Origin of the sequence: Streptomyces ortus, from assembly GCF_026341275.1 — a bacterium.
In the GTDB taxonomy this organism is placed as follows: Bacteria; Actinomycetota; Actinomycetes; order Streptomycetales; family Streptomycetaceae; genus Streptomyces; species Streptomyces ortus.
Window position 1 is genome coordinate 7668440 of sequence record NZ_JAIFZO010000002.1, and the last position, 26066, is coordinate 7694505.

The 26066-nt window shown below is 71.3% G+C and carries 27 protein-coding genes and 1 pseudogene; 7 read left to right on the plus strand and 21 right to left on the minus strand.

Going from position 1 to position 26066, the window contains the following annotated elements; translation table 11 throughout:
• Positions 1–40: 40 nt before the first annotated feature.
• Both K3769_RS36520 and K3769_RS36525 read right to left on the minus strand, forming a co-directional pair.
• Entirely contained in the window at positions 41–1225 is a 1185-nt protein-coding gene (locus K3769_RS36520; RefSeq protein WP_267030501.1) for a S1 family peptidase, read from the minus strand.
• A gap of 147 nt (positions 1226–1372) precedes the next feature.
• The gene (locus K3769_RS36525) at positions 1373–1819 is read right to left on the minus strand and encodes a PPOX class F420-dependent oxidoreductase (protein ID WP_267030502.1); all 447 of its coding nucleotides are present in this window, start codon (positions 1817–1819) and stop codon (positions 1373–1375) included.
• Positions 1820–2121: 302 nt separating this feature from the next.
• On the opposite strand from K3769_RS36525, the pseudogene K3769_RS36530 reads away from it, so the two are divergent.
• Positions 2122–2490, plus strand: a pseudogene (locus K3769_RS36530) (response regulator transcription factor); the annotation flags it as partial.
• Between the two features lie 12 nt (positions 2491–2502).
• Here K3769_RS36530 and K3769_RS36535 read toward each other — a convergent pair.
• The 5 genes from K3769_RS36535 to K3769_RS36555 form a co-directional block, all read right to left on the minus strand.
• Positions 2503–4029 (minus strand): hypothetical protein, encoded by a 1527-nt coding sequence (locus K3769_RS36535; protein WP_267030503.1) that lies wholly within the window; start codon positions 4027–4029, stop codon positions 2503–2505.
• A 243-nt stretch (positions 4030–4272) separates the two neighbouring features.
• The gene (locus K3769_RS36540; RefSeq protein WP_267030504.1) at positions 4273–4839 is read right to left on the minus strand and encodes an antibiotic biosynthesis monooxygenase; all 567 of its coding nucleotides are present in this window, start codon (positions 4837–4839) and stop codon (positions 4273–4275) included.
• An 86-nt stretch (positions 4840–4925) separates the two neighbouring features.
• Positions 4926–5147, minus strand: a complete 222-nt coding sequence (locus tag K3769_RS36545; protein WP_267030505.1) for a hypothetical protein — start codon at positions 5145–5147, stop codon at positions 4926–4928.
• A 57-nt stretch (positions 5148–5204) separates the two neighbouring features.
• Positions 5205–6908, minus strand: coding sequence for a hybrid sensor histidine kinase/response regulator (locus K3769_RS36550; protein ID WP_267030506.1), 1704 nt, complete (start codon positions 6906–6908; stop codon positions 5205–5207).
• An 8-nt stretch (positions 6909–6916) separates the two neighbouring features.
• A complete protein-coding gene (locus tag K3769_RS36555; RefSeq protein WP_267030507.1) occupies positions 6917–7591 on the minus strand; it encodes a response regulator transcription factor in 675 nt (224 codons plus the stop codon).
• A gap of 278 nt (positions 7592–7869) precedes the next feature.
• Between K3769_RS36555 and K3769_RS36560 the strand changes: the two genes are divergently transcribed.
• Positions 7870–8247 carry an STAS domain-containing protein gene (locus tag K3769_RS36560; RefSeq protein ID WP_267030508.1) on the plus strand — a complete coding sequence of 126 codons (378 nt, stop codon included), beginning with the start codon at positions 7870–7872 and terminating at the stop codon, positions 8245–8247.
• 56 nt (positions 8248–8303) lie between these two features.
• On the opposite strand, the gene K3769_RS36565 is transcribed toward K3769_RS36560, so the two are convergent.
• Positions 8304–8585 carry a hypothetical protein gene (locus K3769_RS36565; protein WP_267030509.1) on the minus strand — a complete coding sequence of 94 codons (282 nt, stop codon included), beginning with the start codon at positions 8583–8585 and terminating at the stop codon, positions 8304–8306.
• Between the two features lie 295 nt (positions 8586–8880).
• On the opposite strand from K3769_RS36565, the gene K3769_RS36570 reads away from it, so the two are divergent.
• Positions 8881–9189, plus strand: coding sequence for a GNAT family N-acetyltransferase (locus tag K3769_RS36570; protein ID WP_267030510.1), 309 nt, complete (start codon positions 8881–8883; stop codon positions 9187–9189).
• Positions 9190–9211: 22 nt separating this feature from the next.
• Here K3769_RS36570 and K3769_RS36575 read toward each other — a convergent pair whose 3' ends face one another.
• Positions 9212–10240, minus strand: a complete 1029-nt coding sequence (locus tag K3769_RS36575) for an LLM class flavin-dependent oxidoreductase (RefSeq protein ID WP_267030511.1) — start codon at positions 10238–10240, stop codon at positions 9212–9214.
• Between the two features lie 73 nt (positions 10241–10313).
• Positions 10314–10721, minus strand: a complete 408-nt coding sequence (locus K3769_RS36580) for a DUF5997 family protein (protein ID WP_267030512.1) — start codon at positions 10719–10721, stop codon at positions 10314–10316.
• A gap of 37 nt (positions 10722–10758) precedes the next feature.
• Between K3769_RS36580 and K3769_RS36585 the strand changes: the two genes are divergently transcribed.
• Positions 10759–11511 (plus strand): LysR substrate-binding domain-containing protein, encoded by a 753-nt coding sequence (locus K3769_RS36585; RefSeq protein ID WP_267030513.1) that lies wholly within the window; start codon positions 10759–10761, stop codon positions 11509–11511.
• 32 nt (positions 11512–11543) lie between these two features.
• Here the strand turns inward: K3769_RS36585 and K3769_RS36590 are convergent, their stop codons facing one another.
• Entirely contained in the window at positions 11544–12152 is a 609-nt protein-coding gene (locus tag K3769_RS36590) for a TetR/AcrR family transcriptional regulator (protein WP_267030514.1), read from the minus strand.
• Between the two features lie 36 nt (positions 12153–12188).
• On the minus strand, positions 12189–14246 hold the full coding sequence (locus K3769_RS36595; RefSeq protein WP_267030515.1) for a discoidin domain-containing protein: 2058 nt from the start codon (positions 14244–14246) through the stop codon (positions 12189–12191).
• A gap of 260 nt (positions 14247–14506) precedes the next feature.
• Here K3769_RS36595 and K3769_RS36600 point away from each other — a divergent pair, with 260 nt between their 5' ends.
• Entirely contained in the window at positions 14507–15169 is a 663-nt protein-coding gene (locus K3769_RS36600) for an NUDIX domain-containing protein (RefSeq protein WP_267030516.1), read from the plus strand.
• 49 nt (positions 15170–15218) lie between these two features.
• Here the strand turns inward: K3769_RS36600 and K3769_RS36605 are convergent, their stop codons facing one another.
• The 3 genes from K3769_RS36605 to K3769_RS36615 all read right to left on the minus strand — a co-directional run bounded on the left by K3769_RS36605 (position 15219) and on the right by K3769_RS36615 (position 18011).
• Positions 15219–16304, minus strand: a complete 1086-nt coding sequence (locus K3769_RS36605; RefSeq protein ID WP_267030517.1) for an alkene reductase — start codon at positions 16302–16304, stop codon at positions 15219–15221.
• Between the two features lie 76 nt (positions 16305–16380).
• A complete protein-coding gene (locus tag K3769_RS36610; protein ID WP_267030518.1) occupies positions 16381–16983 on the minus strand; it encodes an NADPH-dependent F420 reductase in 603 nt (200 codons plus the stop codon).
• A 20-nt stretch (positions 16984–17003) separates the two neighbouring features.
• Positions 17004–18011: an alcohol dehydrogenase catalytic domain-containing protein gene (locus K3769_RS36615; protein ID WP_267030519.1), complete on the minus strand. Its 1008-nt coding sequence runs from the start codon at positions 18009–18011 to the stop codon at positions 17004–17006.
• Positions 18012–18131: 120 nt separating this feature from the next.
• Here K3769_RS36615 and K3769_RS36620 point away from each other — a divergent pair, with 120 nt between their 5' ends.
• A complete protein-coding gene (locus K3769_RS36620; protein WP_267030520.1) occupies positions 18132–18740 on the plus strand; it encodes a TetR/AcrR family transcriptional regulator in 609 nt (202 codons plus the stop codon).
• A gap of 136 nt (positions 18741–18876) precedes the next feature.
• Here K3769_RS36620 and K3769_RS36625 read toward each other — a convergent pair whose 3' ends face one another.
• The 5 genes from K3769_RS36625 to K3769_RS36645 form a co-directional block, all read right to left on the minus strand.
• Positions 18877–19680 (minus strand): sulfite exporter TauE/SafE family protein, encoded by an 804-nt coding sequence (locus tag K3769_RS36625; RefSeq protein ID WP_267030521.1) that lies wholly within the window; start codon positions 19678–19680, stop codon positions 18877–18879.
• Between the two features lie 117 nt (positions 19681–19797).
• Positions 19798–20418 (minus strand): L-threonylcarbamoyladenylate synthase, encoded by a 621-nt coding sequence (locus K3769_RS36630; protein ID WP_189768828.1) that lies wholly within the window; start codon positions 20416–20418, stop codon positions 19798–19800.
• 152 nt (positions 20419–20570) lie between these two features.
• Positions 20571–21974, minus strand: coding sequence for a Si-specific NAD(P)(+) transhydrogenase (gene sthA / locus K3769_RS36635; protein WP_267030522.1), 1404 nt, complete (start codon positions 21972–21974; stop codon positions 20571–20573).
• A gap of 131 nt (positions 21975–22105) precedes the next feature.
• The gene (locus K3769_RS36640; RefSeq protein ID WP_267030523.1) at positions 22106–22792 is read right to left on the minus strand and encodes a formylglycine-generating enzyme family protein; all 687 of its coding nucleotides are present in this window, start codon (positions 22790–22792) and stop codon (positions 22106–22108) included.
• Between the two features lie 73 nt (positions 22793–22865).
• Positions 22866–24023, minus strand: a complete 1158-nt coding sequence (locus tag K3769_RS36645; protein WP_267030524.1) for a Gfo/Idh/MocA family protein — start codon at positions 24021–24023, stop codon at positions 22866–22868.
• 141 nt (positions 24024–24164) lie between these two features.
• Here K3769_RS36645 and K3769_RS36650 point away from each other — a divergent pair, with 141 nt between their 5' ends.
• Positions 24165–25202, plus strand: coding sequence for a LacI family DNA-binding transcriptional regulator (locus K3769_RS36650; protein ID WP_267030525.1), 1038 nt, complete (start codon positions 24165–24167; stop codon positions 25200–25202).
• 39 nt (positions 25203–25241) lie between these two features.
• Here K3769_RS36650 and K3769_RS36655 read toward each other — a convergent pair whose 3' ends face one another.
• The gene (locus K3769_RS36655; protein ID WP_267030526.1) at positions 25242–26036 is read right to left on the minus strand and encodes a serine/threonine kinase C-terminal domain-containing protein; all 795 of its coding nucleotides are present in this window, start codon (positions 26034–26036) and stop codon (positions 25242–25244) included.
• Between the last annotated feature and the right edge of the window lie 30 nt (positions 26037–26066).

The following is a 26066-nucleotide window of genomic DNA, read 5'->3' on the forward strand; positions in this document are numbered from 1 at the left end:
CCCGGCCCACCCCAGCCCGTCCATCAGGCTCACCCGCACATCACGCCGTGTGCAACGTCAACCCATACCGGTTCAGAATCTCGTTGATCGGCTGGAACCAGGTCTCCCCACCGGTGGAGCAGTTCCCCCACCCACCGGAAGTGACACCCTGCGCCTGGTCACCGCTGATGAACGACCCACCCGAGTCACCGGGCTCCGCGCACACACTCGTCTTGGTCATCTGATGCACAGCGCCCTGGCTGTAGTTGACGGTCTCGTTCTTCGCCAGCACGTTCCCGCAGTGCCAGTGCGTGGTCGACCCCGACCGGCAGATGGACGCACCGACCGGCGACGCGTTGGACCCGCGCACGAGCTGGTCGGAGACAGTGCCCCAGCCCAGCACGACGGGCACGGTCCACCACCCGCTGCCGACGTTCACCCACGCGTAGTCGTTGTCGGGGAACGACGACCCCTGGATGTTGCCTATGTACGACCGGTCCCAGCCACTGACACCCTGCCCCGCCCCACCGCAGTGCCCGGCGGTGACGAACCCGCCGTGCACCGAGAAGCCGATGGAACAGCGGACGTTGCCGGTGTAGAAGGGGTCGCCGCCGACGGTCCCGGCCGCGAACGTCTCGGGCGCCGACGCGGTCTCCTCGACGGTGACGGCGGCCGAACCACCGGCCCGCGCCTTCGCCTTCGCGAGGAACGACCGGACATCGTTGTCAGCCCGTTGAGAGGCGACCACGCCCACGACGACCGAGCTCGACTCGGCGTCGACGTACCAGTTGCTGACCCCGTCGGGCGCGGCCAGCTCGTCGATGCGTGCCTTGGCCGCGTCGAGCTGCCGCGCGCTGTACTTGACGGTCCGGACGCTCGCGCCGGTGTCCCGCACGGAGGCGAGCGTGGCGGCGGACGCGCCGGTCCTGACGGCGACGGTCAGCTTCCCGCTGTCGGCGTCGAACCAGGACCCGCCGTACGCGGCGCCCGCCGCGCGCTTGGCCTTCGGTTCGGCGGCGGTCGCCTTCTCCTCGGCGGCCAGACGTGCCTCGGCGCCGGCCCGCGACAGGCCGAAGTCCCGTCGCATGGCGTCGATGAGGGCGTCGGAGGCGGGAGCCTTGGAGTGTGAGGTGGAGGTGGCTTCGGGTGCGGGGGCGGCCGAGGCGGGTCCGGCGGCGACGGTCGCCCATGCGCCGACGAGGAGGAGGGAGGCCAGGCCGGTGCTCAGGGTCGTGGTGCGTCTCAAGGCGGTAGCCCTTCGTTGTTCCAGCAAGGTGGGGGAGGAACAGCTGAACTATGAGAGCGCTCTCATCTCCGTGCGGGGCAGAGCCTAGCGGCAGGCCTTCGTCAGGTACAGACCAAAAACAGGAGTTGTCGGTGGGCGGGACGGCTGTCAGCGCGCGAGCGGAATGCCGTACGCCCGCTCCACGCGCAGCCTCAGCACCAGCCGGCCGTCGCGGACCATGGCGGCCCGGTAGTCGTCCCAGTCGGGATGTTCGCCCTGTACGTCCCGGTAGAGCCGGATCAGCTCCTCGACGGTCTCGTCGCCGGGCTCACGCGCCACGGGCGAGAGATCGGCGGTGCCCTCCGCGACGGTGTAGGCCCAACGGTCCGCGCTGGTCACGTGGTACGAGACCCGAGGATCGCGGCGCAGATTGCGTGTCTTGGCGCGGCCGTCGGTGAGCGACACGCGCACGATCCGCTCGTCGGGGTAGTACGCGTGGTTGACGTTCGACAGCTGGGGGCGTCCGTCGCGCTTGAGCGTCGTCAGCACCCCGCCGTCGTACTCGGAGAGAAGTCGGAGCAGGGCGTCCTGGCCGGAACCGGCGTCATCAGTCATGCGCAGACCAACGCCCGAGCCCCCGCCGAAGGTTCCGGCAGCAGGCGCTGCCCGGTGGGGAGATGCGAGCGTGACGGGTGAGTGATCCCGCGCGCCTGACAGGTTCCTCATATGTGTCGGTCAGGGTCGACGCATGATCACGCGCACCCGCGGCGCCGGACGGCGTTCCGCCGTCGTCCTGGCGGCCACCCTCCTGACCGCCCGTCTCGTCGGTCTCGCCTGTCTTGTCGGCTGCGGCGCCGGACAGGCGAGGACGACGGAGCGCGCGCCGGGCGCGCAGCCGACCCTGCCCCCGCACCCCGGATCTCCCTGGACGTGGCCTCACCGCCCGCTCCGCCGAGGAGGACGTCCTGCTCGGCCTCGAACTCGGCGCCGACGACTACATGACCAAGCCGTACAGCCCGCGCGAGCTGATGGCCCGCACCCGGACCTTCCTGCGCCGCAGCGGACGGCAGGGCGCCGGGCACCGCGAGGACCCGGTCGTACGGGCGGCGGGGATCACCGTGGACCCCGTACGGCACGAAGTGGTGTGCGACGGATCGCCGGTGGAGTGCACACCCGACGAGTACGAGATTCTGCTCGCCCTGGTCACCGAGCCGGACCGGGCCTTCTCCCGCCGGCAACTCCCGCGCCGCACCCGGGGCGTCGACCGGGCCTCGACCGAACGGGCGCCGGCTGAGCGGCTACGCGGCCACCCACCGCGACGTGACGGGTCCGCGGAGGCGTGAGGGGACGACGAACGGCGGCGCGAGCGTCAGATCCAGGGCCCGGGACAGGCCGGCCGACCGGACACGGCCCTCCAGGAGCTGGGCGACGGCGAGCGTCGCGGGAACGACGATCCCCAGGGCGAGCACCGGCACCACGCTCCGGCGGAGCAGTGCCAGACCCAGCAGGACGCACAGACCGCAGGCGCCGATGACGAACCCGTAGGCGCTGAGGGACGCGCCGTCGCGGTGCGGCGGGAAGTGCGCCAGCCCGCACACCACGAGCAGCAGGGCCGCGGCCAGGCGCGGCCAGGCGGGGGAGTCGACGGTCCTCGCGGGCCGGTTCCGGCGTGCCCGGGCCGTACGGCCGATGGCGACCGTGCCGCCCTCGGCGAGCAGCCGGTCCCCGGAGGGGGGCCCTTCCTTGGCCGTGGCGCGCGCGGCTTCCGCCGCCTTCTTCTCCTCGCGCGTCGCCGGCATCGTCCGCTGGCGGCCTTCGCGCACGCCCTGCTCGTGGGCCATGCGGCCGATCAGCTCCACGAGCTCGTCGACCGGCCGGCTGGTGGCGGCGGCCCGCACCGCGGCCTCGCCGCAGTGGGGTTCCAGCGGGGGCCGGTGCAGCAGCGCCATCAGCCTGGTGACGTCCTCCACGGGCCGGCCCTCGGCCGCCGCGCGGATCGCCTCGTCGGCGCTGTCGGCGTTCCTCGGCGGCCGGGTCAGCAGGGCCACCAGCCGGCTCACGTCCTCCACGGACCGGTCCGTACCGACCGCACGCAGCGCGTCGACCGTGGCCCGCGCGTACTCCGGTGACTGCTCCAGCAGCTCGATGAGCTCGATCACCTCTTCCAGCGGCCGGTCGGCCACCGCGGCGTGCACCAGTCCGTCGACCGGGTTGATGTACGCGGGATCGGCCTCGATCTCGGCCTGGTCGGGGTACTTCCTGTCGAACTCGGCGGCCGAGTCGGCGGCCCGCGGTTCACCCCGGTTCACCGGCGCCTCAGGGGCGGGGGCGGGGGTGGAGGCAGGGGCGGGAGCGGAGGTCGCCCGGCGGGTCTCGCCGACCGGTTCGGCCGGCTCCGCGTAGCGGCGGGGCGCCCTGTCGGCCGTGTCCGGATACCGGCGGGCGACCTCGTCGACCGGCTCGGGGTACCGGCGGTCCATCCCGTCGTCGGCGGGGTCGGGGTACCGGTGCTCGACGTCGTCCACCGGCTCCGCGTACCGGTGCTCGACGTCGTCGGCCGGCTCCGCGTACCGCTGCTCGATCTCGTCGGCCGGGTCGGGGTACCGGCGGTCGATCTCCTCGGCGGGGTCGGCGTACCGGTGCTCGTCGGCATCGGCAGGATCCGCGTACCGCTGCTCCACGGCGTCGGCCGGTCCGGCGTACCGGGGTCCGGCCGCGTCGCCGTACCGGCGCTCGGCCCCGCGCGTCGGCCTGTCCGGCGGCTCGTCCGGCACGGCGTGCCAGGGGGCGGAGGCGGGTAGCGGCGGGATGGTGGCGTCGACCATGCTCTCGGGAGATATGCCAGGTCGATCGGCGTCGAAAGGCGAACGGGTTGTCATACTCGGCTCCCTACGAAGGGTGCAGTTGCTGTCGTGGCCCGGATGCGCGGCCCGAGAGTTGCTGTCCGACCTTTCTAAGCGCCCCCGCCAAACGCCGCCAACGGGATGAGGCGTACGTGTGACGGGGCCGGAACCGAACCCCGGAAACGGACCTCGGAAACGGGCGCCGGAACCGGACCTGTCACGGGGTCAGCGGTCGGGCGTGCCGTACAGCCACAGCCGCAGCAGCCGGCTGAGCCCCGGCATGACCAGATAGGTGAGCACCGGCAGCAGCACGAGGGGGAAGACGGCGGCGCGCAGCGGCAGGGGCCACGCGGCCGTAGCCGGTGCCACCAGCCACTGGATGAGGAACGTCATCGGATAGGCGCCGAGGAACGTCGTCAGGACCATCTTCCAGCGCGGCGGAGCCTTCACACTGGTGCCGGGCAGCCGGAACCAGCTCTCCATCCCGGTGGTCGACTGGCGCTCCTCCCGCACCTCGGTGGCGATGCCCTCGATCCGCGCGTGCCACTCCGCGCGCTCGGGCGAGCTCAGCCAGTCGGTGAGCCGCTGCGGGTCGGCGAAGCGCAGCACCGCGTGGAACCGGTGTCCCGGCTCCGGGCGCAGCCAGGACACCCCCTGGCTGCCGGGGAACCGTGAGACGCAGTCGGTGACGCCCCGGGTCCACTCCTCGAACTCGGCTTCACGGCCGGGACGTACCTGCCAGGTGAGGACCGTGGTGACGGGCTCGGCGCATGGGACCTGCGGGGTGCTCATGACCACCTCGGGTTCCATGGGGCGGGCGGGTCATGCGCGGACCGGTGAAACGAACCGGTGAACGAACCGGTGACGAGGCCCGGGGTTCAGTCGTCCACGTCGTGCACCCCCGGGGTGACTATCTCGTCCAGCGCCTTTCGCACGGCCTCGTAGGTGTGTCCGCGCAGCTCGGCCTCGCGTGAGCTGTCCGGATCGCCGGTCCTGAGCTCCTCGCTGCGCGCCTTCCATGTCTGCTCCTCCCGGCCGGCCCAGGAGCGGGCCCGCTGGATGCGGCGCAGGAGTTCATCGGAGTCCACCACGTCAGTCATGAGATACGGGTACCCACGCGAGCCCGTCCGACCCGGGCGCCCCGAAGGTGGGGACTGTCAGGCCTCCAGCAGGTCGAGCAGGTCCGCGAGCGGCAGCGGTTTCGCCAGGTGGGCGTCGAATCCGGCCTCGCGGGACAGCGTACGGTCGGCGCCGCGGCTGAAGCCGGAGACCGCGATGAGACGCGGCGCGACACCCTGGGGGCGTGAGCGCACGGTACGGGCCACCTCGTAGCCGTCCATGTCGGGCAGTCCGAGATCGCACACGACGACGTCGAAGAGTTGGCTGCCGGTCGCGGTGACGGCGTCCGCGCCCGTGTGGACGACCGTGACGTGATGCCCCTGGCGGTCCAGCAGCGTGCGGTAGGTCGCGGCGAGATCCGTGTTGTCCTCGACGATCAGGACGGCCAGCTGCTTGCGGCCACGACGAGCCGTCACGGGCCGGGCCGGCGGCGGGGCGCCGTCGGACGCGGCGAGCGGCAGCAGGGCGGTGAAGGAGGCCCCGGTGCCGGGACCGTCACTGTGCGCGGAGATCCGGCCGCCGTGCAGATCGATGATGGTGCGGACCACCGACAGGCCCAGGCCCAGACCCTCGGGGGTCTGCGGTCCGGCCGGCGCGGCCCGCATGAACACCCCGAACAGCTCCTCGGCCTGCGCGGGGTCGAACCCGATCCCGTCGTCCGTGACGGTGAGCCGGGCCCGCCCCTCCCCGGCCGACAGCTCTATGGCCGTACAGCCGCCCGGCAGCGTGTACTTGAGCGCGTTGGACAGCAGATTGGTCAGCACCTGGGCCAGCCGCAGCCGGTCGCCGTCGACGAGCACCGGGCGGTCGGGCAGCCGTACGTCCAGCACGCGCCCCTCGTGTCCGAACAGGCCCCGGATGTCGGCGCAGGCGCTCTCGACGGCCGAGCGCAGGTCCATCCGCTCGGGCACCAGTTCCAGCCGTCCGGTCACCGCGCGGGTGCCGTCCAGCAGGTCGTTGCTCATCCGGGCCAGGCTGCCGAGCTGCCGTTCCAGGACGGACAGCGCGGGATGGCCGCCGGGCATGTCGAGCCCCAGCAGCTCGGTCGCCGCGGTGGCGGCGGCCAGCGGGTTGCGCAGCTCGTGCGAGAGCGTCGCGATGAACCGGTCCTTGGCGCGCTGCTCCTCCCGCAGCCGGTGTCCCGCCGCGTCGAGGTCGCCGTTGAGCCGCCGTAACTGCTCGTTGACCTCGCAGATCTCCCGTGCGCGGACGAAGAGGTCGATCTCCATGCTCTGCGCGCGGGTCCGCGCCTCGGCGGCGGCCTTCTCCTTCTCGTGTCCGGCCCGGCGCACCAGTACGAACTCGGTGACGTCCTCGACCCGGTGGATGATGTGCGTCACCCGGCCCTCGGGGGCCAGGACCGGGGTGTTGACGGGGCTCCACCAGCGTTCGACGAAGCCGGTGCCGTCGTCGGTGTCCTCGCCCGCCGGGATGTCGTACCGCTGCAGGGCCATGGTGTCGGTACGCGCCGTGCCCACCACCGTCTCCAGCGAGTGGCGCAGGTTGGCGACGCCGTCGGCCGCGGGATCGGCCGGGTTGTCGGGGAACACGTCGAAGATGGGGCGGCCGACGATGTCGCGCCCCTGGCCGGTGGCCGCGCGGTAGGCACGGTTGACCTCGACGATGACGAAGTCGGGCGTCAGGATGAGCAACGGGGAGAGCGCGAAGTCGAAGAGCTGCCGGAAGTCCGGCCCGCTGTGGGGGCCGCCCGGTGGAACGGTGGACGGACTGGTCGTGGACACGGCTGCTCTCAGGGGTCGAGGCGGTATCCGTAGCCGCGCACCGTGGTGATCTGCGGGGCGGGCACGGGGAGTCGGGCGAGTTTCGCGCGCAGCCGGTACACGTGCTCGATCACGGTCGCGGACTGCTGCCAGGACGCGCCCCAGATCTGCTCCAGCAACTGCTCGGCGGAGAAGACCCGGCCGGGGGCGCGCGCGAGGAGTTCCAGGAGGGCGTACTCCTTGGGACGCAGGGTCAGCGCGACGCCCGTACCGCTGGCCACGCACGCGGCCGTGTCGACGCGCAGCGAGCCCACGTCGAGGACGGCCGGGATGTCCGGTGGCCGGCATCTGCGGAGCACGGCCCCGATCCGCGCCACCAACTCCCGCTGCGAGAACGGTTTGACGAGATAGTCGTCCGCGCCGATCTCCAGACCGGCCACCCGGTCCGTCTCGTGGCCGCGTCCGCTGACGACGATCACCGGCAGTCGGCTGGTGGCCCGCAGGGCCCGCAGCAGTTCGAGTCCGCTGCCGTCGGGAAGCCCCAGATCGAGGACGACCAGATCCACCCCGCCGTTGTGCATGACGGCCTTGCCGCCCCGGGCGTCCATCGCCCAGGTGACCGTGAAACCCTCGCGCTCCAGATAGGAACGGCACATCAGTGCGAAGTCGGTGTCGTCGTCGATCAGCGCGAGATGTGGACGCAACTGTCACCACCCGGCCCTACTGCCGCCCGCTCGTTGTCTCGCCGGTGAGCGGGCGTTGATGCCCCGACCATGTGGCGAAGGTAGAACAGTAGGTACCCGCGGTTCAAGGGGGAGCCGACACGGGGGAGTTCCGGCACGGGCCCGTGCGGCGCGGGGAGGACACGCACCGCCGCACCGGTCCGGGCCGGAACAGGGCCGTCGACGGGGGACGCCGAACGGCCCGCCCAACGCCGGGGACACACGGCGCGCGCACGGGAACGAGGCGGAACGGCTTGCACATGGACAGATCGAAGCCCGTCGGCAGGGCTTCGTGGCCACCGCCCGCCGGACACTCCGAGATGTACGACGGAACCGGTCCGATCGTCGTGGAACTGCACGGCGACATCGACCTGGCCTGCGCGGTCCGGCTACGCACCTGGCTGGACTCGGTGGTCGCGCTGCGTGCCCCGGCCTACGTCATCGACCTGCGCGCCGTCTCCTTCGTGGACAGCACCGGCCTGAACCTGCTCGTACGTTTCCGCCGGCGGGCCCTGACCCGGAAGGCGACCGTGGGCGTACTGTGCCGGTCCGAGACCCTGCGGCTGGTCCGCGCCCACGGCACCGAGGACGTCCTGCGCCCCGTCACCACGTTCGACGAGGCGGTGGCCCAGGTGTGACGGAGCGTCGGGGAACGGTCATGACGACCGTTCCCCGAACGCGGCGCTACGGTCCGTCAGCGCCCGAAGTGGTGACCGCCGTCGTGGTGACCGCCACCGTACTCGGAGCCCCGGTTCTCGCCCTCCCAGTGGGACGCCGCACAGCCGTCGCCGTAGTAGGCGTGGCCGTCACCCGCGCCGGAGAACACGCCGCACGCGCGGAAGTCGCCCTCGTAGCGGCTGTCGTTGCGGCCATCGTTGTGGCGCTCGTCGTGGTCGTCGGCGATGGCCGCGCCGGCACTGCCCAGGATCGCGGTCGCGGCGAAGACGCCGGCGGCAAGGATGGTACGCACACGCATGATTGCTCCCTGATGGAGAGGTGATGGACGGATGAGCGGGAGATCCGGCCACGCGATCGCGTGACCTCGCCGCTCCTACAGCCATGCTCGGGGCGGGGAGTGCCGTCGGCGAGCGTTCATCACCCAAACGTGGGCGCCCCGGCGGAGCGGGAAGCCCCTCCACCCGTGAACGAGCAGGTCAACAGGGGTGCGCCGGTCGGTTTCGGCCATGCGTGGGTTAGGGTCGTGACCTTGATCGGCCCTGTGCGCGATCGACCGTACGTATATCGACCGTACGTATCACGAGGAGAAGAACATGGCGGTGGAGGTGAGCGACGCGCCAGGCGCGCGTCGCTACGAGGCCCGGCTCGACGGATCGTCCGAGGTCGCCGGCTACGCGGACTACATCCGCACGACGGAACTCATCGCGTTCGTGCACACCGAGGTGAGCCCGGAGTGCGAGGGCAAGGGCGTCGGCTCCGCGCTGGTCCGGGTCTCCCTCGACGAGGCGCGCGCCGCCGGCCTGCGGGTGCTGGCCACCTGCCCCTTCTACGCCGGCTGGATCGCCCGCCACCCCGAGTACGGCGACCTGCTCTACCAGGCCCGCAGCAAGGTCAGCGACTGAGCGGGACCGGGGGAGGGGCCCGCTATCCCTGGTGTGCCGACGGCCGCCAGCCCAGTGCCGGGCCGAGCCGGGTGGCGATGTCGGTGAGGATCTGTACGTGGTCCGCGTGCTCGAAGGTGAAGGGCAGCGCGAACGCGACCTCGTCGATCTCCCGGAACGCCGCCTGGGCATACAGCAGTTCCGCGATCTCGGCGGAGGTCCCGACGAGATCCGGCGCGAACATCAGACGCGCGGGACCCTGCGGCGTCGCGGTCCGCGGGGTCCGCTTCTCGGCGTACGCCTCGTACTTCGCGCGCTGCTCGGCCGACGCGCTGTCGGTGGGGATGACGACGAGACCCTGGGAGACACGGGCGCGCTCCCCGTCGGGGTGCCCGGCACGGAAGGCCCGTACGTGGGACAGCTGGATCTCGGCGAAGTCCTCGGACTCCTCCGCTTTGACGACACTGCTGGTCAGGAAGTTCATGCCGTGCTCACCCGCCCACCGGGCCGACCGCAGGCTGCCGCCGCCGTACCAGAGCCGGCTGCCCAGACCCGCGGCGTGCGGCTGGACCCGGTCGGAGAACACCTCGAACCCCTCGACCCCGCTGAAGTCGGTGACCGGCTTGCCGCGGACGAAGTCCAGCAGCCGTGACACCCGGTCGAGGCCGAAGTCCTCGGACTCGGCCGTGTCCGGGTACAGCGCGTCCTTGACCTGGTCGAAGTGCGTCGGCGGTCCGACGCTGACACCCGGATTGAGGCGGCCCCCGGACAGGAGGTCGACCGTGGCCAGGTCCTCGGCGAGGCGCAGCGGATTCTCCCAGCCCAGCGGGATGACCGCGGTGCCCAGCTCGATCCGGGTGGTGCGCTGCGAGGCCGCGGCGAGGACGGCCACGGGGGAGGAGATCCCGTACTGGAGGTGGCGGTGGCGCAGCCACGCGCTGTCGAAGCCCAGCCGCTCGCCCAGTTCGATGATCTCCAGCGTGGACTCGTGGCCCGCGCGGGGGTCGGCCTCGTCGAACAGGCCGATGGTCAGGAAGCCCAGCTTCCGCAACGGTCGGGTGGGCGGCGGCACGGGGCTCCTCCGGTGTCCGGCACGAGGTGTACTGCTCCTGGGCGGTGGCTACTGCACCGCTGCGGGCCGACCGCTACCGCTCGGCCTTCTTGTCCTTGAGGTCCTTGACGCGCGCCGTCTCCTTGCGGACCTCGGCCTGCGTGGCGCGCTCCTTCCGCAGCCACTCCGGGGAGTCCGCCTTCAACGCCTCGATCTCGTCCGTGGTGAGGGCGTCGGTCACCCCGCCGCGGGCGAGCCCCGAGATGGACACGCCGAGCTTGGCGGCGACCACCGGCCGGGGGTGCGGCCCGGTGCGCCGCAGCTCCCGCAGCCACTCGGGCGGCTCGGCCTGGAGCGCGGCGAGCTCGGAGCGCGAGACGACACCTTCCTGGAATTCGGCGGGTGTGGCCTCTAGGTACACACCCAGCTTCTTCGCCGCGGTCGCGGGCTTCATCGTCTGGGTGTTCTCGTGCGACGTCATACGGTCAAGGGTATCGAGCATGTGAACCAGCGCCGACCACGACGGGTAACCTGGCCAGGTGACAGGCTCGGAAGAATCCCCTTCGTTCCGGCTCGCGTATGTCCCGGGAGTGACGCCCAGCAAGTGGGTGCGGATCTGGAACGAGCGGCTGCCCGACGTTCCCCTGACGCTCCACGCGATGTCCGTCGGCGAGGCCTTCGACGCGCTGCGGGGCGGCGACGCCGACGCGGGTCTGCTCCGGCTCCCGGTCGACGGTACGGACCTCAGCGCGATCCCCCTCTACGCCGAGACCACGGTGGTCGTCGTCCCCAAGGACCATGTCGTGGCCGCGGTGGACGAGGTGAGCGCCGAGGACCTGGCGGACGACATCGTGCTGCACCCCCTCGACGACACCCTCGACTGGGAGCGCCTGCCGGGCCGGCCCGCGATCGAGCGCCCCGCCACGACGGCCGACGCGGTGGACCTGGTGGCGGCGGGTGTGGGACTCCTCGTCGTTCCGCAGTCGATCGCCCGCCTCCACCACCGCAAGGACCTCACGTACCGGCCGGTGACGGACGCCCCCGAGTCGCGGGTGGCCCTGTCGTGGCCGGAGGACCGGACCACCGATCTGGTGGAGGACTTCATCGGCATCGTCCGGGGCCGGACCGTCAACAGCTCACGCGGCCGTACACAGCCGCCCGCGGAGCCGAAGGCCGCTCGCCCTGCCGCCAAGGCCACTCCCCGGCGCAAGCCGGCCGCGGGCAGGCCCCAGGGTGCCAAGAGCACGAAGAACACCAAGGGCGCCAAGCGAGGTAAGCCCCGCGGGCGCTGAGCACGCACCCGGCGCCCACCGGACCCGCGGGTTCACGCACTGTCGTCCGTGTCGCGTACGAGCCCGGCCACGTGGTCGGTGATCGTGTCGAGGATGTCCGCCCACGCCGAGTCGTCGCCGAGCACCAGGAAGTTGAGGGTCAGCCCGTCGGTCATGGCGGCCAGATAGCGGGCCAGCACGGGGACGGGCACGCGCAGCACGAAGTCCATGTCACGGCTGAGCTGTTCGATCAGTTCCGCGTAGGTGGCGGAGTACAGCTCGTACTGCCGCCGGGCCAACTGCTCGAATCCCGGCTGGCGCAGGGCGTACTGGGTCAGTTCGTAGGTGAGCATGTGCTCGCCGGGGTGGGCGGACACATGGTCCCAGTAGGCCCGGAAGCCCGCCGCGACGGTCTCCCGCAGGGTCGCCCGCGGCCGGATCGCCTCGCGTACCACCGCGACGGAGTGACCGGTGATCGTCTCGATGACGGCCTCGATCAGCGCCTGCTTGGAGTCGAAGCAGTAGTGGAAGACGCTCAGTGACACGCCCGCCTCGGCCGCGATGGACCGGGTCGTCGTCCTGGCGACGCCGTCCCGGGTCATCGCACGGATGGCCGCCTCGGTGAGCTGACGGCGCCGCTCGGCCGACGGCATCCGTGCCATGAGATCCCTTTCGCGCCCGCTCGTCCCGGGTGGCCGTCAGCTGCTGTGGACGCCCACCTCGTACAGGGAGTACCCCCAGTCCGTACCGCGATCCAGCCCGTGGACCCGCACGTGACGCGCGGGTACGCCGGAGAACCGGGCCGTGTCCAGGCCGCCGTCCCCGGCGGTGGTGGACCACACGGACTGCCAGTCGGTGCCGTTGGTGGAGACCTCCACGCGGTACGACTTCGCGTACGCCCGTTCCCAGTCGAGGGTGACGCGCTTGACCGTGCGGGTGGAGCCGAGGTCGACCCGCAGCCACTGGTCGTCGCTCCAGTCACTGGCCCAGCGGGTGCCCGTGTCGCCGTCCACGGCCCGGCCGGGCGCGTAACTGGTGAAGATGCTCGACTCCGACGAACTGGCCGACGCGGGCGCCCCCTTGGCGAGGTTCACCCCGGCCTGGTGCTGCTCGGCCGCGCCCCAGGTGTCGAGGTAGGACTCGGCGCCCCGGAACAGGTCGTCCACGACGCCCTGGCCCGCGACCAGCCGGATGTCCTCGATCCAGTCCGGGACGAGACCGTAGTGGGCGGCGCCGTCGGTGTTGATGTCCCAGGTGCGCTGCCCGGTGGTCTGCCGGTCGAGCACGGCGGTGCCGTCGGTGCTGCGGAACGGGTACGTGACCGGGTTCGGGGCGTCCGCGCCACGCGGGGCGGGCCAGCCGCCGACACCGTTCATGTCGGTGCCGTAGCCGTACCCCACGTCGTACTTGTCGCGCAGGGCCTTCGTCCGTGCGGCCTCCGCGCCGAACTCCTCGGAGCCGTGCATGTACTGGGCGATGAAGCCGCCGAGGCGGTAGACCCGCTCGGTCCAGTTGAGGTCCATCCAGCTGTGCGAGGAGATCACGCCGGGGTACGACTCCGCCTCGAAGATGTCGAGGGCGCGGCCGGTGGCCTTGACCCCCATGTGGTCGATCTCCAGCATCATCTTGCGCTTCATCAGCCCGCGGACCGCGTACTCGCCGAGATCCGTGAGCCCCCGCTTATTGCACTGCGCGTCCTCGTCGTACGACGGTACGTCGACGCCCGCGGGCAGTTCCTTCTCCGCGCCCGGCGCCGCCGCGCCCCCGATGGGGTTGTCGTGCTGCGGGCCCGCGCACTTCTCCGTCTGCCAGAAGGTGCCCGTCGACAGGAACTGGCCGACGTTGATCGCCGTACCGAGGCCGCCCTCGTCGAACCTGACTCCGCACAGCGCGTTGTCGAACTTGTGGCACAGGAACATGCTGCGCACGCCGAGGTCGTACAACTCGTCCAATCCGGCGTCGATGTCGGCCTTGTCGCACTGCGCGATGTCCAGGACCTGCTTGCAGCCGAAGGGCTCGGACGTCTCCACGCCGAGGACGACGGCGAGTTTGCCCTGCTGGGCGACCTCGCGGGCCTGGGCGCTGTCGGTGACGATCCTGAACCAGCCCCGGCCGGGGCCGCCGTACATGGCGTCGATGTAGTCCTGCATGTCGTACGTCAGCTTCGCCTGCAGCCGGATCGAGGTCATCTCGTCGCAACTGCGGTCCTTGAAGGGGTACACCGAGCAGATCACGCCGTTGGTGACGAGGTCGTTGACGAGGACGCGCTGGCCGCCGCGCCAGGCCCGCTCGACCCAGGCGTAGTAGTTCTGCTGGTGGGTCAGCGAGTCGTGGGCGGGCCAGTCCCGGAACGTGGGCCAGCCGTCCGGATCGTGCTTGCCGTCACCGCCGTTGGTGATGAAGTCGAAGATCGCCAGCGAGCCGTCGGGGTAGTGCTCGGGACAGTCCTTGAGGGCGTCGGCGACTCCCGCCTTCGAGAACGGCTTGCCGCAGATGAGCCGACCGCCGAACGCCTCGTTGGCCATGATGTGGTTGTGCGCGTCGACGAACCCGCGCACCTCGCCCTGGGAGTTCGTGCCCTTGAAGGGCTCCCCGGTGACGTCGATCCGCGAGTCGGGCGCGGGCCGCGCCGTCGGGTCCCACCAGTTCGCCCCGGCGGCGGAGCTGGGCGTGGGCCCGAGCGCCATGGCCATCACGACGAGCAGCAGCGACAGGACCGTGAGAGGTCGGCGCCGGTGGAGAGGCGGTCGGGTCATGAACATCACCCACGTCTTCGGTCGGCGGCACGCTGCTTGTCATGACTCCTGCAAACGCGTGGGACGAGAATCCCGACTGCGGCGAAGAGAGTCAAGGGTCCGGGACGGATGACCTGATGACTCGTAGGACTCCGGCAGGAGCACGACCTGACAGTGGCGGGACCGGGATGGTAGAAGCGGGGCATGACCATGTGTTCCACCCGTACTTTCATCAGCGCCGACTCCGCCGCCGCCCGCACCTGTGCCCCGGGCGGCGCACGATGACCGCCGGCATCGACACCCCCGACCCCAGGGGCCGTACCGGACTCGACCGGGTCGGCCTGGACCTGACGGGGAACCCCCGGGTCAGGGTGCGGGACGTGAAACTGCTGTCCTGCCACTGGTACGTGGAGCGCACCACGACGTTCGACCTCCGGCTCGCCGACGGCACCTGGTCCACGCAGGAGCGCGAGACGCACGACCGCGGCAACGGCGCCACGATCCTGCTCTACGACACGGCACGCGAAACCGTCCTGCTGACCAGGCAGTTCCGCTACCCCGTGTATGTCAACGGCCATCCCGACGGCATGCTCGTCGAGACGCCGGGCGGGCTGCTGGACGATGACGACGAGCACCCCGAGGTCGCCGTGCGGCGCGAGGTCATCGAGGAGACCGGGCACACGGTCGGCGAGGTCGAGCGGGTCTTCGACGTCTATATGAGCCCGGGCTCGGTCACCGAGCGCGTCACCTTCTACGCCGCCTCCTACGGACCGGCCACCCGCACCCACGAGGGCGGCGGACTGGACGAGGAGGGCGAGGACATCGAGACCGTCGAACTGCCCTTCAAGGAAGCCCTGCGCATGATCCGTACGGGCGAGATCGCCGACGCGAAGACCATCATGCTGTTGCAGTGGGCGGCGCTGGAAGGACCCTTCAGCAAGTGAGCCCTCCGCCGCGCGGGAGCGGGCGGCGCGTGCCGGGGAGCCCGCCTGCTCAGCCGGCGGTGTAGGCCGGGTAGTCGGTGTAGCCCTCGGTGTGACCGGCGTAGTGGGTGTCCGGGTCGTCGTCGGCCAGCGGGTGGTCCTGCGCGAAGCGCTCGACCAGGTCGGGGTTGGCGATGAAGGGGGCGCCGAAGGAGACCGCGTCGACGACGCCGCGGCCGAGGATCTCGTTGCCGAGGGCCCGGGTGAAGCCGAGGTTGGCGACGATGTTGCCCTGGTAGTGGGCGCGGTAACGGGAGAAGAGGGCGACGCGCTCCTCGATGGTGCCGGGGGCGCCCATGAGGTGCAGATAGGCGAGGTCGTTCTCGTTGAGCTTCTTGAGCAGCTGGTCGTGGTCGGCGAGTGTCTCCTCGTCCGCGGTGAAGGTGGTTCCGTTGGTCCAGCCCGGGGACATCTTCACGCCGACGCGGTCGCCGCCCCACACGTCACCGACGGCGTCGAGGATGTCGAGCAGGAACCGGGCCCGCTTCTCGCCGGTGCCTCCGTAGGCGTCGGTGCGCCGGTTGAGACGGGGGTTGAGGAACTGCGGGATCAAGTGCGACACCTGGGCGTGGAGTTCCACGCCGTCGAAACCGGCGCGGCGGGCGTTCTCGGCCGCATGGCGGTAGTCGGCGATGGTGTCGGCGATCTCGGCGGCGGTGAAGGCGCGCGGGGTGAGGGTGTCCTTCGGCCCGGCGGGGGTGAAGGACTTCTCGCCGGGGTTGACGGCCGAGGGACCGGCGGGCAGGCGGCCGTCGAGGTGGTCGGGATGGGAGACCGCTCCGACGTGGCCGAGCTGGGAGACGATCCGCCCGCCCGCCGCGTGGACGGCCTCGGTGACCTTCGCCCAGCCGGCGGTCTGTGTGTCGGTGTAGATGCCGGGGACGTCGATGAAGCCGATCGCGTCGGGGCTGACCCAGGTGCCCTCGGTGACGATGAGCCCGGCTGTGGCGCGCTGCGCGTAGTAGGTCGCGTGGAGGTCGGTGGGGGCCAGCTCGGCGTTGTGGGCGCGGGCGCGGGTCATGGGGGCCATGACGACGCTGTTGGGAAGCTCAAGCGCGCCGAGTCGGACGGGTCGCAGCAGGGGCTGGGTGGTCATGAGTGACTTCCTTGTACCGAGGAGTGGATGAGGGGGAGGGCCGGGATCAGGGTTCAGGGGTGGACGAGGGTGTGGTTCAGTCCTGTTTGAGGACGTGGAGGCCGGAGAGCGGGCCGCCGAGTTGCATGAGGCGTCCGCCCTCGCGCAGGGAGCCGACGTCTACGGGGGCGAACCCGAAGGCGGCGGTGAGGTCCTTCACGGTCGTCTTGGCATCGGCGTCGTCACCGGCGAGGAACAGCACCTGGCGGCCCTCCGGGTGGCGCGGGTCGGCGGCGATGTACTGGCCGTAGAGGGTGTTGAACGCCTTGACGACGCGGGCTCCGGGCAGCAGTGAGGCGACGTGTTCGCTGCCGGTGAGGTCGCCCAGGTCGGCGATCTTCGTGTGGGGCGGCGGGGAGACGAACTGGTTGGTGGCGTCGATGACGACGCGTCCGCCGAAGTGCGGCAGCCCGGCTGTCGCGTCCGGGATCCGTGGCCAGCCGACCGCGAGGAGTACGAGGTCCGCCGCGGCGGCCTCCTCCGGGGTGCCGGCGTGCGCGAGCGGTCCGAGTTCGTCGGCGAGCCCGGCCAGGGAGGCGGGGCCGCGGCTGTTGCTCAGTACGACCTGGTGACCGTGGGCCACGGCATGACGGGCGATGGCCTGGGCGACGGTTCCGGAGCCGATGGTTCCGATCTTCATGGCGGTGCCCTTCTTGGGGTTCAGGACGCGGGGCTGGTGAGCAGGACGGTTCCGGTCTTGCCGGGGCGGCGGACATGGTCGACGGCCTGCGCGAAGTCGGCGAGGTCGTAGCGGGCAGCGACCTCGAAGAGTTCCGGGGAGGTCGCGGCCAGCCGGGCGGCGAAGGCGACGTCCTCGGCCCGTTCCTTGGGCGTGCGGGTCAGCCACCGGCCGACGGACACCCCCCGCACGGTCAGGGCCCGCGGTGTCAGCGCGAGCGACTCCAGCGGTGTGCTGCCCGAACCGAGCTGTCCATAGGTGATCAGCGTGCCGCCGTCGTCGAGCAGCCCGGCCAGCTCACCGGTCAGGGATCCGCCCACCGCGTCCAGGACGACCCGGACACTCCGGCCGCCGGTCGCGTTCCGGACCTGGATGCGCCAGTCCGTGTCGGCGGTCGAGATGGTGGGCAGTGCGGGAAAGCGCTGCCGCAAGGTCTGTGCCCCCGCCGGGCCGCGTACCAGGTTGACGAGCGGTATGTCGTGCCTGAGCGCCGCGGTGGCGACCAGTCTCCCCACCGACGAACCGGCGGCCGTCTGCACCACCGGACCCGTCCGGCCGTGCAGGGCGTCCTCGACCGCCCGCAGCAGCATGAGCAGGGTGAGCGGGTTGACCAGCATCAGGGCGGCGGTCTCGTCGCTGACGCCTTCGGGCACCGGCACCACCAGCTCGGCCGGTGCCGTGAGGAGTTCGCTCCACGCACCCGGCACCGGGAAGAACGCGACCCGTTGGCCGGACCGCAGATCCCGCACGCCCCCACCAACGCTCTCGACGACTCCCATTCCCTCCAGGCCGGGTATCCGTGGCGTGGCGAACCGCTGGCGTGACGCGCCCGGAAAGCCCTCCACTCCCGCGAGGTCACCGGGGTGGACGGGCCGGGAGAGCACCCGCACCCGCACCTGCCCGGCCGTGGGCGCGGCAGGGGGCGGCCTTTCGCCCAGGCGCAGTACCCGCCCGGCTTCTCCGTGCTCGTCGTGGACGAGGGCGCGCATGACTCTCCCGTTCCCTGGGGCGTTGATGGTGATTATTGATGATGTGCGTCATTGGAACTCCTGTTATGATGAGAGCTGTCATTGAAAAGGTCAAGTCGAGAGCGACGCGAGAGGACGGCCATGCCGCGGATCACCAAGGAGGACAAGGCCCGCAACCGGCAGAACATCCTTGACGCGGCGGGCCGCATGTTCCGCTCGCAGGGCGTCGACGCGGTCGGCATCGCCGAGCTGATGAAGGAGGCCGGACTCACCCACGGCGGCTTCTACAACCACTTCGCCTCGAAGAACGACCTGGTCGTGGAGGTGTGCGGGGCCTCCTTCGCCGCCTCGCTCGGCGTCCTGGCCCAAACGGTGGAGGACGGTCCGGACCACGACGCCACCCCGCTGGAGCGGGTCGTGGCCGGGTACCTGTCCAGCGCACACCGTGACGCCCCGGACGGCGGCTGCCCCTCCGCCGCCCTGGTCACCGACGCCGGACGGCACAGCGAAGCCGTGCAGAGCGCGTACGCCGAAGGTGTCGAGGGGTATCTCAGCGGCTTCGCCGCCGAGTTCCTGCGCGAGGCGCGCGAGGAGGGTCGCGAACTCGCACCGGCCGAGGCCCGCCACAGAGCCGTCCGCCTGCTCAGCGAAATGGTCGGCGCGCTGATGCTCGCCCGCGCCGTACGCCACGTGGAGCCCGAGCTCTCGGACGAGATCCTGCGGGCCGGCCGCCGCGACGCGGTCGACTGAGGCGACCCGGGTCGGGGCCGCCGCGGCACGGGCGCCGAGCCATGCGCGACAGACGGCCCGGCCCGTGTATGACGGGTCTGCGGGCCAGGTTCTCAGCTAATACGGACCAGCTTCTCAGCTATGACGGGTCGGGTTCTCAGCGGAGCAGCAGTTGGACGAGGGCCACGGTGCCGATCGTCACGATGAGGGTGCGCAGGACCACCGGGCTGAAGCGGCGGCCCACCGCGGCGCCGAGCTGCCCCCCGATCGCCGAGCCGACCGCGATCAGCGCGACGGCCGTCCAGTCGAAGTCCGCCACGAAGAGGAAGAAGGTCGCGGCGACGGTGTTGACGACGGCGACGAGGACGTTCTTGACGGCGGTGAGGCGTTGCATCGTCTCGTCCAGGAGCACCCCCATCAACGACATGTAGATGATCCCCTGCGCCGCCGCGAAGTAGCCGCCGTAGACGCTCGCGAGGGTCAGACCGACGAACAGCAGCGGTCCGCCGTCCCGGCGGACCGGGCCGCCGGGCGTGCCGGGTGTGTCGGTGGTGGCCGACGGCGAACGAACTTCCCGGCGGCGGCGCAGCCGTTTGGTGATCAGCGGCTGGAAGGCGACCAGGACGAGCGCCAGACCCACCACGACCGGCACGATTTTCTCGAACGCCGTCGCGGGCAGGGCCAGCAGCAGTACGGCCCCCGAGAAACCGCCCAGCAGCGCACCCACGCTCAGCCTGAGGATGCGCCGCCGCTGACCGCGCAGCTCCTTGCGGTAGCCGAACGCCCCGCTGACGGCGCCCGGGACCAGACCGAGCGCGTTCGAGACGGTCGCGGTGACAGGTGGCAGGCCGGTGGCGAGCAGTACGGGAAAGGTGATCAGGGTGCCGGAACCGACGACGGTGTTGACCCCGCCCGCACCCACGCCCGCCGCGAACACCGCCACGGCCTCCCACGGCGTCACGCGACGCCCCGCCGCACACTGCTGGTCATGATCACGGAACCGACGGTAGACGACCGACGGTTCGGCGGGCGCCGCACCATGGCCCGCGGCGCCGCCGGGCCGCAGCAGGCCCGCGGGTCACTCGAACCGTGAGACGTCGCCGGCACCCTTGCGGACGATCTCCGCCTCGCCGCTGGAGAAGTCGATGACCGTGGTCGGCTCGGTACCGCAGTCGCCGGAGTCGATGACCGCGTCGACGGAGTGGTCGAGCCGCTCCTTGATCTCCCAGCCCTGGGTCATCGGCTCCTCCTCGTCGGGCAGGAGGAGGGTGCTGGACAGCAGCGGCTCACCGAGCTCGGCGAGCAGTGCCTGGGCGACCACATGGTCGGGGATGCGGACCCCGACGGTCTTCTTCTTGGGGTGCAGCAGCTTGCGCGGGACCTCCCGGGTCGCGGGGAGGATGAAGGTGTAACTGCCGGGCGTCGACGCCTTGATGGCGCGGAACACGTCGTTGTCGACCTGCACGAACTGACCGAGCTGTGCGAAGTTCTGGCACACCAGCGTGAAGTGGTGACGGTCGTCGAGCCGGCGGATGGAGCGGATCCGGTCGATACCGTCACGACTGCCCAGCTGGCACCCCAGCGCGAAGCAGGAGTCCGTGGGATAGACGACGAGCGCACCCGCGCGAATGGAGTCGGCGACCTGGGTGATGGTGCGCGCCTGAGGATTCTCGGGATGAACATCGAAGTACTTTGCCACCCGGTGAGCTTATGCCCCCGGCCGTCGCCGACGACGCAGGCCCGCCTCTCGGGCGGCTCCTCAGGCGGCTCCTCAGGGGTGCGGGCGACCCCCGCCAGCGGGCACCGGGCGCGTCACCGCACCCGGTGCCCGCGAAGGCGTCCGGCATCCGGTCAGCCCCTGAGCTGGTCGATCTGCCGGATCTTGTTCGTGGCGTCGAGCGCGGCGACCTTGTAGGACTCCGCGAGCGTCGGGTAGTTGAAGACCGCGTCGACCAGATAGTCGACCGTCCCACCGCAGCCCATCACCGACTGCCCGATGTGGATCAGCTCCGTGGCACCCGTACCGAAGCAGTGCACGCCGAGCAGTTTCCGGTCGTCCGGGGAGACGAGCAGCTTGAGCATGCCGTGCGAGTCGCCGATGATCTGACCCCGGGCCAGTTCGCGGTAGCGGGAGACGCCGACCTCGAACGGCACGCGCTCCTCGGTGAGCTGGTCCTCGGTCTTCCCGATGAAGCTGATCTCGGGGATCGTGTAGATGCCGATCGGCTGGAGGTCGTGCATCCGGTTCACCGGCTCACCGCAGGCGTGGTACGCGGCCGTGCGCCCCTGTTCCATCGAGGTGGCCGCCAGTGCCGGGAAGCCGATGACGTCACCCACGGCGTAGATGTGCGGCACCTCGGTGCGGTAGTGCTCGTCCACCTTGATCCGGCCGCGCCGGTCGGCGGACAGGCCCGCCTTGTCGAGGCCGAGGTCGTCGGTGAGGCCCTGCCGGCCCGCGGAGTACATCACGGCGTCCGCCGGGATCTTCTTGCCGCTCTCCAGGATGGTGAGCGTGCCCCGCGCGTGGCGCTCGACCGCGGCGACCGTCTCTCCGAAACGGAAGGTGACGGCCAGGTCCCTGAGGTGGTACTTGAGCGACTCGATCACCTCGACGTCGCAGAAGTCGAGCATCCCGGGGCGCTGTTCGACCACGGTGATCTTGCTGCCGAGGGCGGCGAACATGGAGGCGTACTCCATGCCGATCACGCCGGCCCCGACGATGACCATGGAACGGGGCACCTGCTCCAGGTTGAGAACGTTGTCGGAGTCCAGGACCGTCAGCTCGTCGAACTCGACGGTCGCGGGCCTGGCCGGCCTGGTTCCGGTCGCGATGACGATGTGGTCCGCCGTCAGCAGCTTCTCGTTGCCGGTCACTTCGCGCAGGGCGACGGTGTGGTCGTCCACGAAGCGGCCGGTGCCGGCGAACAGCGAGACGTGGTTGCGGGACAGCTGACTGCGGATGACATCGACCTCGCGGCCGACCACGTGCTGGGTGCGCGCGGTCAGGTCGGCGACGGTGATGTCCTCCTTCAGCCGGTAACTCTGGCCGTACAGGTCCCGTTGGGTGAGACCGCTGAGATAGAGGACCGCCTCGCGCAGGGTCTTCGAGGGGATGGTTCCGGTGTGGATGGAGACCCCTCCGACCATGTCGGGGCGGTCTACGACGGCGACCCGGCGGCCGAGCTTTGCCGCGGCGATGGCGGCCTTCTGGCCGCCCGGGCCGGATCCGATGACGAGGAAGTCGAAGTCGCGCACCACCAGAGTCTGTCAGCCGAGCGGGCCCCCCGAAAGGGTGAGTCGTGGTGGGGACCGGCGGGATCTGTCGCTTTTCAGGGGCGCGGGCCTGCCGGCCCGCGCCCCGCACACCGTCTCCGTCCGCCGGTGGCTCAGTGCGTGACGGACCGGGCGATCCGAAAGCCCACGTCGTCGACCTGGTAGCTCGGGTGGCTGCGGCGCCGGGCCGACGCGCGGCAGCTCCAGTGCTCGTCGAACCACCCGCCCCCGCGCAACACCCGGTACCCGCCGTAGACCTCCGCGTCGTAGACGTCCCAGCACCAGTCCCAGACGTTGCCCAGCATGTCGTGCAGACCCCACTGGTTGGGCCGTTTGCCGCCCACGTCGTGCACTCGCTCCTCGGAGTTGTCGCGGTACCAGGCGATCTCGTCGAGCGGCCCGTACCGCGGCCCAGGCGTACCCGCGCGGCAGCCGTGCTCCCACTCGGCCTCCGTGGGTAACCGGTAGCCGTCCGCCGCCCTGTCCCAGTCGACGCCCCCGTCGGCGCCCTCGCCGTCGGCCCGGATGGCGTAGGCGGGGGTGAGTCCCTCCCGTACCGACAGGGCGTTGCAGAACCGGACCGCGTCCCACCACGAGACGCCCTCGACGGGCAGCCGGTCCCCGTCGGCGCCGCTCGGCCACAGGCCCGAGACCCGCGCGTACAGCGCCCGCGTGACCGGGAAGGCCCCGAGCCGGTAGGGCGCGAGCTCGACCGACCAACTGCGCCGCGTCCGCCGGTCCGACAGCGTGACCTGCCCCGGCGGGACGGCGATCATCTCGTGCACCTGGCGTGTGTCCATGAGCAGGCAATCCTACTGATGATCCGGGCGGCCCCCGAGGCGTGTCGGCACGTACCCCGGGCTTATGCCAGACTCAGTCCCCCGGACTCACCCAGGTGCCCCGCTCGGCGGAACGGGCCATGGCGTCCAGGGCGGTCGCGCTGTGGACGGCATCGTCCAGCGTGGCCCCGTACGGGGTGCCCTCGGCGATGGAGCGCAGGAAGTGGTGCGCCTCGATGACCTTCAGGTCGTCGTACCCCATGCTGTTGGCCGACCCGGGCTGGAAAGCGGCGTACTCGCCGTGCCCGGGGCCGACGTACAGCGTGCTGACCGGCTGGTCCTGGAACGACGTGCCGCGGCTGACACCCAGTTCACCCATACGACGGAAGTCCCAGGAGAGGGCGCCCGTGGTGCCGTGGATCTCGAAGCCGTAGTTGTTCTGCTCGCCCACCGACACCCGGCAGGCCTCCAGGACACCGCGGGCCCCCGAGGCGAAGCGCAGCAGACAGGACACGTAGTCCTCGTTCTCCACCGGGCCCGTCTCGCCGCCGGTGGACCGGGTGTGGCCGGCGGTGGCGCCGGTGGGCCGGGCCCGTTCGTGGACGAAGACGGCCGTGTCGGCGGTCAGCGACGCGATCTCGCCCAGCAGGAAGCGGGCCAGGTCCACGCCGTGCGACGCGAGGTCGCCGAGCACTCCGCTGCCGCCGCGTTCCCGCTCGTACCGCCATGTCAGGGCGCCCTTGGGATGGGCGGCGTAATCGCTGAAGAGGCGGATGCGGACATGGGTGACGGTGCCGATCTCACCGGCGGCGATCAGTTCGCGGGCCGCCGCGACGGCGGGCGCGTTGCGGTAGTTGAAGCCGACCGTGCCCTGGACGCCCGCCGCGGCGACGGCGTCCGCGACGGCCCGTGCGTCGTCCGCGGTGAGGCCGACCGGCTTCTCGATCCAGAGGTGCTTGCCCGCCTCGGCCATGGCGACGCCGATCTCGCGGTGCAGGAAGTTCGGAGCGGCGACACTCACCGCCTCGACCCGGGGGTCGGCGGCGACCTCACGCCAGTCCCGGACCGCCGTGGCGAACCCGTACTGTGCGGCGGCCTCCTCGGCCCGGCCGGGCACCTCGTCGGCGACCGCGATCAGTTCTGGCCGTACGGCCAGCCCGGGGAAGTGGTGCGGCACGCGCGCGTACGCCTGGGTGTGCACCCGCCCCATCCAGCCGAACCCCACGACGGCGACGCCGAGCGTACTTCCCATGACTGTTCCTCTTCGGATCGTGTGTGCACTGTTTGGATCGGTCCACCAGCGTGTCCGATCACACTGAAGTTCGTCGTCCCAGGTGTCAACCCCCATCAGCCCCTTTGACTTTCTGTCGGCGGCTGTGGAACGGTCCAATTCATGAGGTCACCGACGATCCGCGATGTCGCCGAACGGGCCGGGGTGTCGAAGTCCCTGGTCTCGCTCGTGCTGCGCGGCTCCGACCGGGTGCGTCCCGAGAAGCGGACGGCCGTCCTGGCCGCCGTCGAAGAACTCGGCTACCGGCCCAACGCCGCCGCGCGCAGCCTCAGCGAGCGGCGCGCCCACCCGCAGGCCCTCGACCACGCCCGGTCCGGGGGCACCCCCATGGTGGGCGTGCTCCTGAACGACATGCGCAACCCCTGGTTCGTGGAACTGCTGGACGGCCTCAACTCCCTGCTGGACGCCCACGGTGTGCACATGCTGCTGGCCGACGGCCATCTGAACCGGCGGCTCGGCGAGGACCTCACCCGCACGTTCACGGACCTGCGGGTCGACGGACTCGTCGCGGTCGGCACCCTGCCCGCTCCGGAGATGCTGCGTACGGCGGCCGGGCGGCTGCCGACCGTGATCGCGGGAGCCCGCGAGCCGGTACTGCCCCGCGCGGACATCGTCGCCAATGACGACGAGTACGGCGCCCGCCTCGCCACCGAGCACCTCATCGGGCTCGGCCACCGGCGCATCGCCCACATCGCCGGGCAGGGCATGGTCGGGGCACTGCGCCGCGGCGGCTTCGAAGCCGTCATGCGCGAGCACGGGCTGGGCGACACGGCCGTAGTGGAACAGGGCGATCTCACCGAGGAGGGCGGCTACCGGGCCACGGTCCGGCTGCTCAGCGCCGAACGGCGGCCCACCGCCGTGTTCGCCTTCAACGACATCGCCTGCGTCGGCGCACTGTCGGCAGCCGAGGAACTGGGCCTCCAGGTGCCCCGGGACCTCTCCCTCGTCGGCTACGACAACACCTACCTGGCCCGGCTGCGCCACCTCTGGCTCACCACCGTGGACAGCGCGGGCCATGACGTCGGCCGCCGCGCAGCGCAGTGCCTGCTCGACCGGATCGCCGACCCCGCCCGCCCCGGCCAGGTCGTCCTCGGCCCACCCGTCCTGGAAGTGCGGGGCACGACCGCGGCGCCCTCCTGAGGCCCGCGCCGGCCCGCCGGGGCGAGGAGTGGCGGGCCGTCAGCCGCCGGGCGTCTCGCACTGCGTGCCCGGCGGGCAGAACCAGAGCAGCGCCGTGTCGACGAGTTCCCGCTCGTCCTCCGGCCCGTCGGCGTCCGAGCCGTACGCGACCAGCGCGTACCGTTCGCCGTCGGCGGCCTCGAAGCGGTGGTCGATCACGTGCCGGGTCCCGCCACCCTGCTCGCCCGCGACCTCGTCCGCGCGGTACTCGTGCTCGGCGTCCTGCCCCGTACCGCCGGGGACCTCCGTGAGGGAGACGGCCTCGTACCCGTCGAGCTTCCGCGCCTCCACCTGCGCGACCTGCAAGGACTCGTACGGAGAGGTCTCCATCACCTGGAACACCTGGAGCCGTCGGGTGCCTTCCGGGCTGCGGTAGTCGACCACGTCGATGCCGTACTGCGAGGACCGGCTGTCGCGCTCCCAGCCCGTCGGGAGCGCCACCCGGAACCCCTCCGGGTCCTCCTGGGACTCATAGCCCGCGGGCAGGGATTCGGAGGGCTGCGCCGGTGACGCACTGCCCTCCGACGTGTCCCCGGACCCGTCCCCCGACCCGGATCCGTCCGAGCTGTCCTTCGCGGTGTCCGACCCGGCGGCGGTGAAGCTGCGGTAGGGCTCGGGTTCGTCCTTCCAGGCCAGGGCCCAGACGCCGAAGGTGAGACCGGCCACCGCCAGGACGATCGCCGTCTTGCGCCGGATGACCTTCTGCCGTCGTACGTCGAGGTACTGGTCGGGGTGGAAGAGGCGTTCGCGCCGGGACCCGGCCCACTCCTGCCGCTCGGTGTCGAACACCCTCATGGACCGGTCCCCCCTGTCGCCGTCGCGCCG

Bases quoted from the DNA above. Each gene is read 5' to 3' on its own strand.
- K3769_RS36525 (WP_267030502.1), bottom strand. From the start codon at position 1,819: ATGACTGATGACGCCGGTTCCGGCCAGGACGCCCTGCTCCGACTTCTC.
- K3769_RS36535 (WP_267030503.1), bottom strand. From the start codon at position 4,029: ATGGTCGACGCCACCATCCCGCCGCTACCCGCCTCCGCCCCCTGGCAC.
- K3769_RS36540 (WP_267030504.1), bottom strand. From the start codon at position 4,839: ATGAGCACCCCGCAGGTCCCATGCGCCGAGCCCGTCACCACGGTCCTC.
- K3769_RS36545 (WP_267030505.1), bottom strand. From the start codon at position 5,147: ATGACTGACGTGGTGGACTCCGATGAACTCCTGCGCCGCATCCAGCGG.
- K3769_RS36560 (WP_267030508.1), top strand. From the start codon at position 7,870: ATGGACAGATCGAAGCCCGTCGGCAGGGCTTCGTGGCCACCGCCCGCC.
- K3769_RS36565 (WP_267030509.1), bottom strand. From the start codon at position 8,585: ATGCGTGTGCGTACCATCCTTGCCGCCGGCGTCTTCGCCGCGACCGCG.
- K3769_RS36570 (WP_267030510.1), top strand. From the start codon at position 8,881: ATGGCGGTGGAGGTGAGCGACGCGCCAGGCGCGCGTCGCTACGAGGCC.
- K3769_RS36580 (WP_267030512.1), bottom strand. From the start codon at position 10,721: ATGCTCGATACCCTTGACCGTATGACGTCGCACGAGAACACCCAGACG.
- K3769_RS36590 (WP_267030514.1), bottom strand. From the start codon at position 12,152: ATGGCACGGATGCCGTCGGCCGAGCGGCGCCGTCAGCTCACCGAGGCG.
- K3769_RS36595 (WP_267030515.1), bottom strand. From the start codon at position 14,246: ATGACCCGACCGCCTCTCCACCGGCGCCGACCTCTCACGGTCCTGTCG.
- K3769_RS36600 (WP_267030516.1), top strand. From the start codon at position 14,507: ATGACCGCCGGCATCGACACCCCCGACCCCAGGGGCCGTACCGGACTC.
- K3769_RS36605 (WP_267030517.1), bottom strand. From the start codon at position 16,304: ATGACCACCCAGCCCCTGCTGCGACCCGTCCGACTCGGCGCGCTTGAG.
- K3769_RS36610 (WP_267030518.1), bottom strand. From the start codon at position 16,983: ATGAAGATCGGAACCATCGGCTCCGGAACCGTCGCCCAGGCCATCGCC.
- K3769_RS36615 (WP_267030519.1), bottom strand. From the start codon at position 18,011: ATGCGCGCCCTCGTCCACGACGAGCACGGAGAAGCCGGGCGGGTACTG.
- K3769_RS36620 (WP_267030520.1), top strand. From the start codon at position 18,132: ATGCCGCGGATCACCAAGGAGGACAAGGCCCGCAACCGGCAGAACATC.
- K3769_RS36640 (WP_267030523.1), bottom strand. From the start codon at position 22,792: ATGGACACACGCCAGGTGCACGAGATGATCGCCGTCCCGCCGGGGCAG.
- K3769_RS36645 (WP_267030524.1), bottom strand. From the start codon at position 24,023: ATGGGAAGTACGCTCGGCGTCGCCGTCGTGGGGTTCGGCTGGATGGGG.
- K3769_RS36650 (WP_267030525.1), top strand. From the start codon at position 24,165: ATGAGGTCACCGACGATCCGCGATGTCGCCGAACGGGCCGGGGTGTCG.
- K3769_RS36655 (WP_267030526.1), bottom strand. From the start codon at position 26,036: ATGAGGGTGTTCGACACCGAGCGGCAGGAGTGGGCCGGGTCCCGGCGC.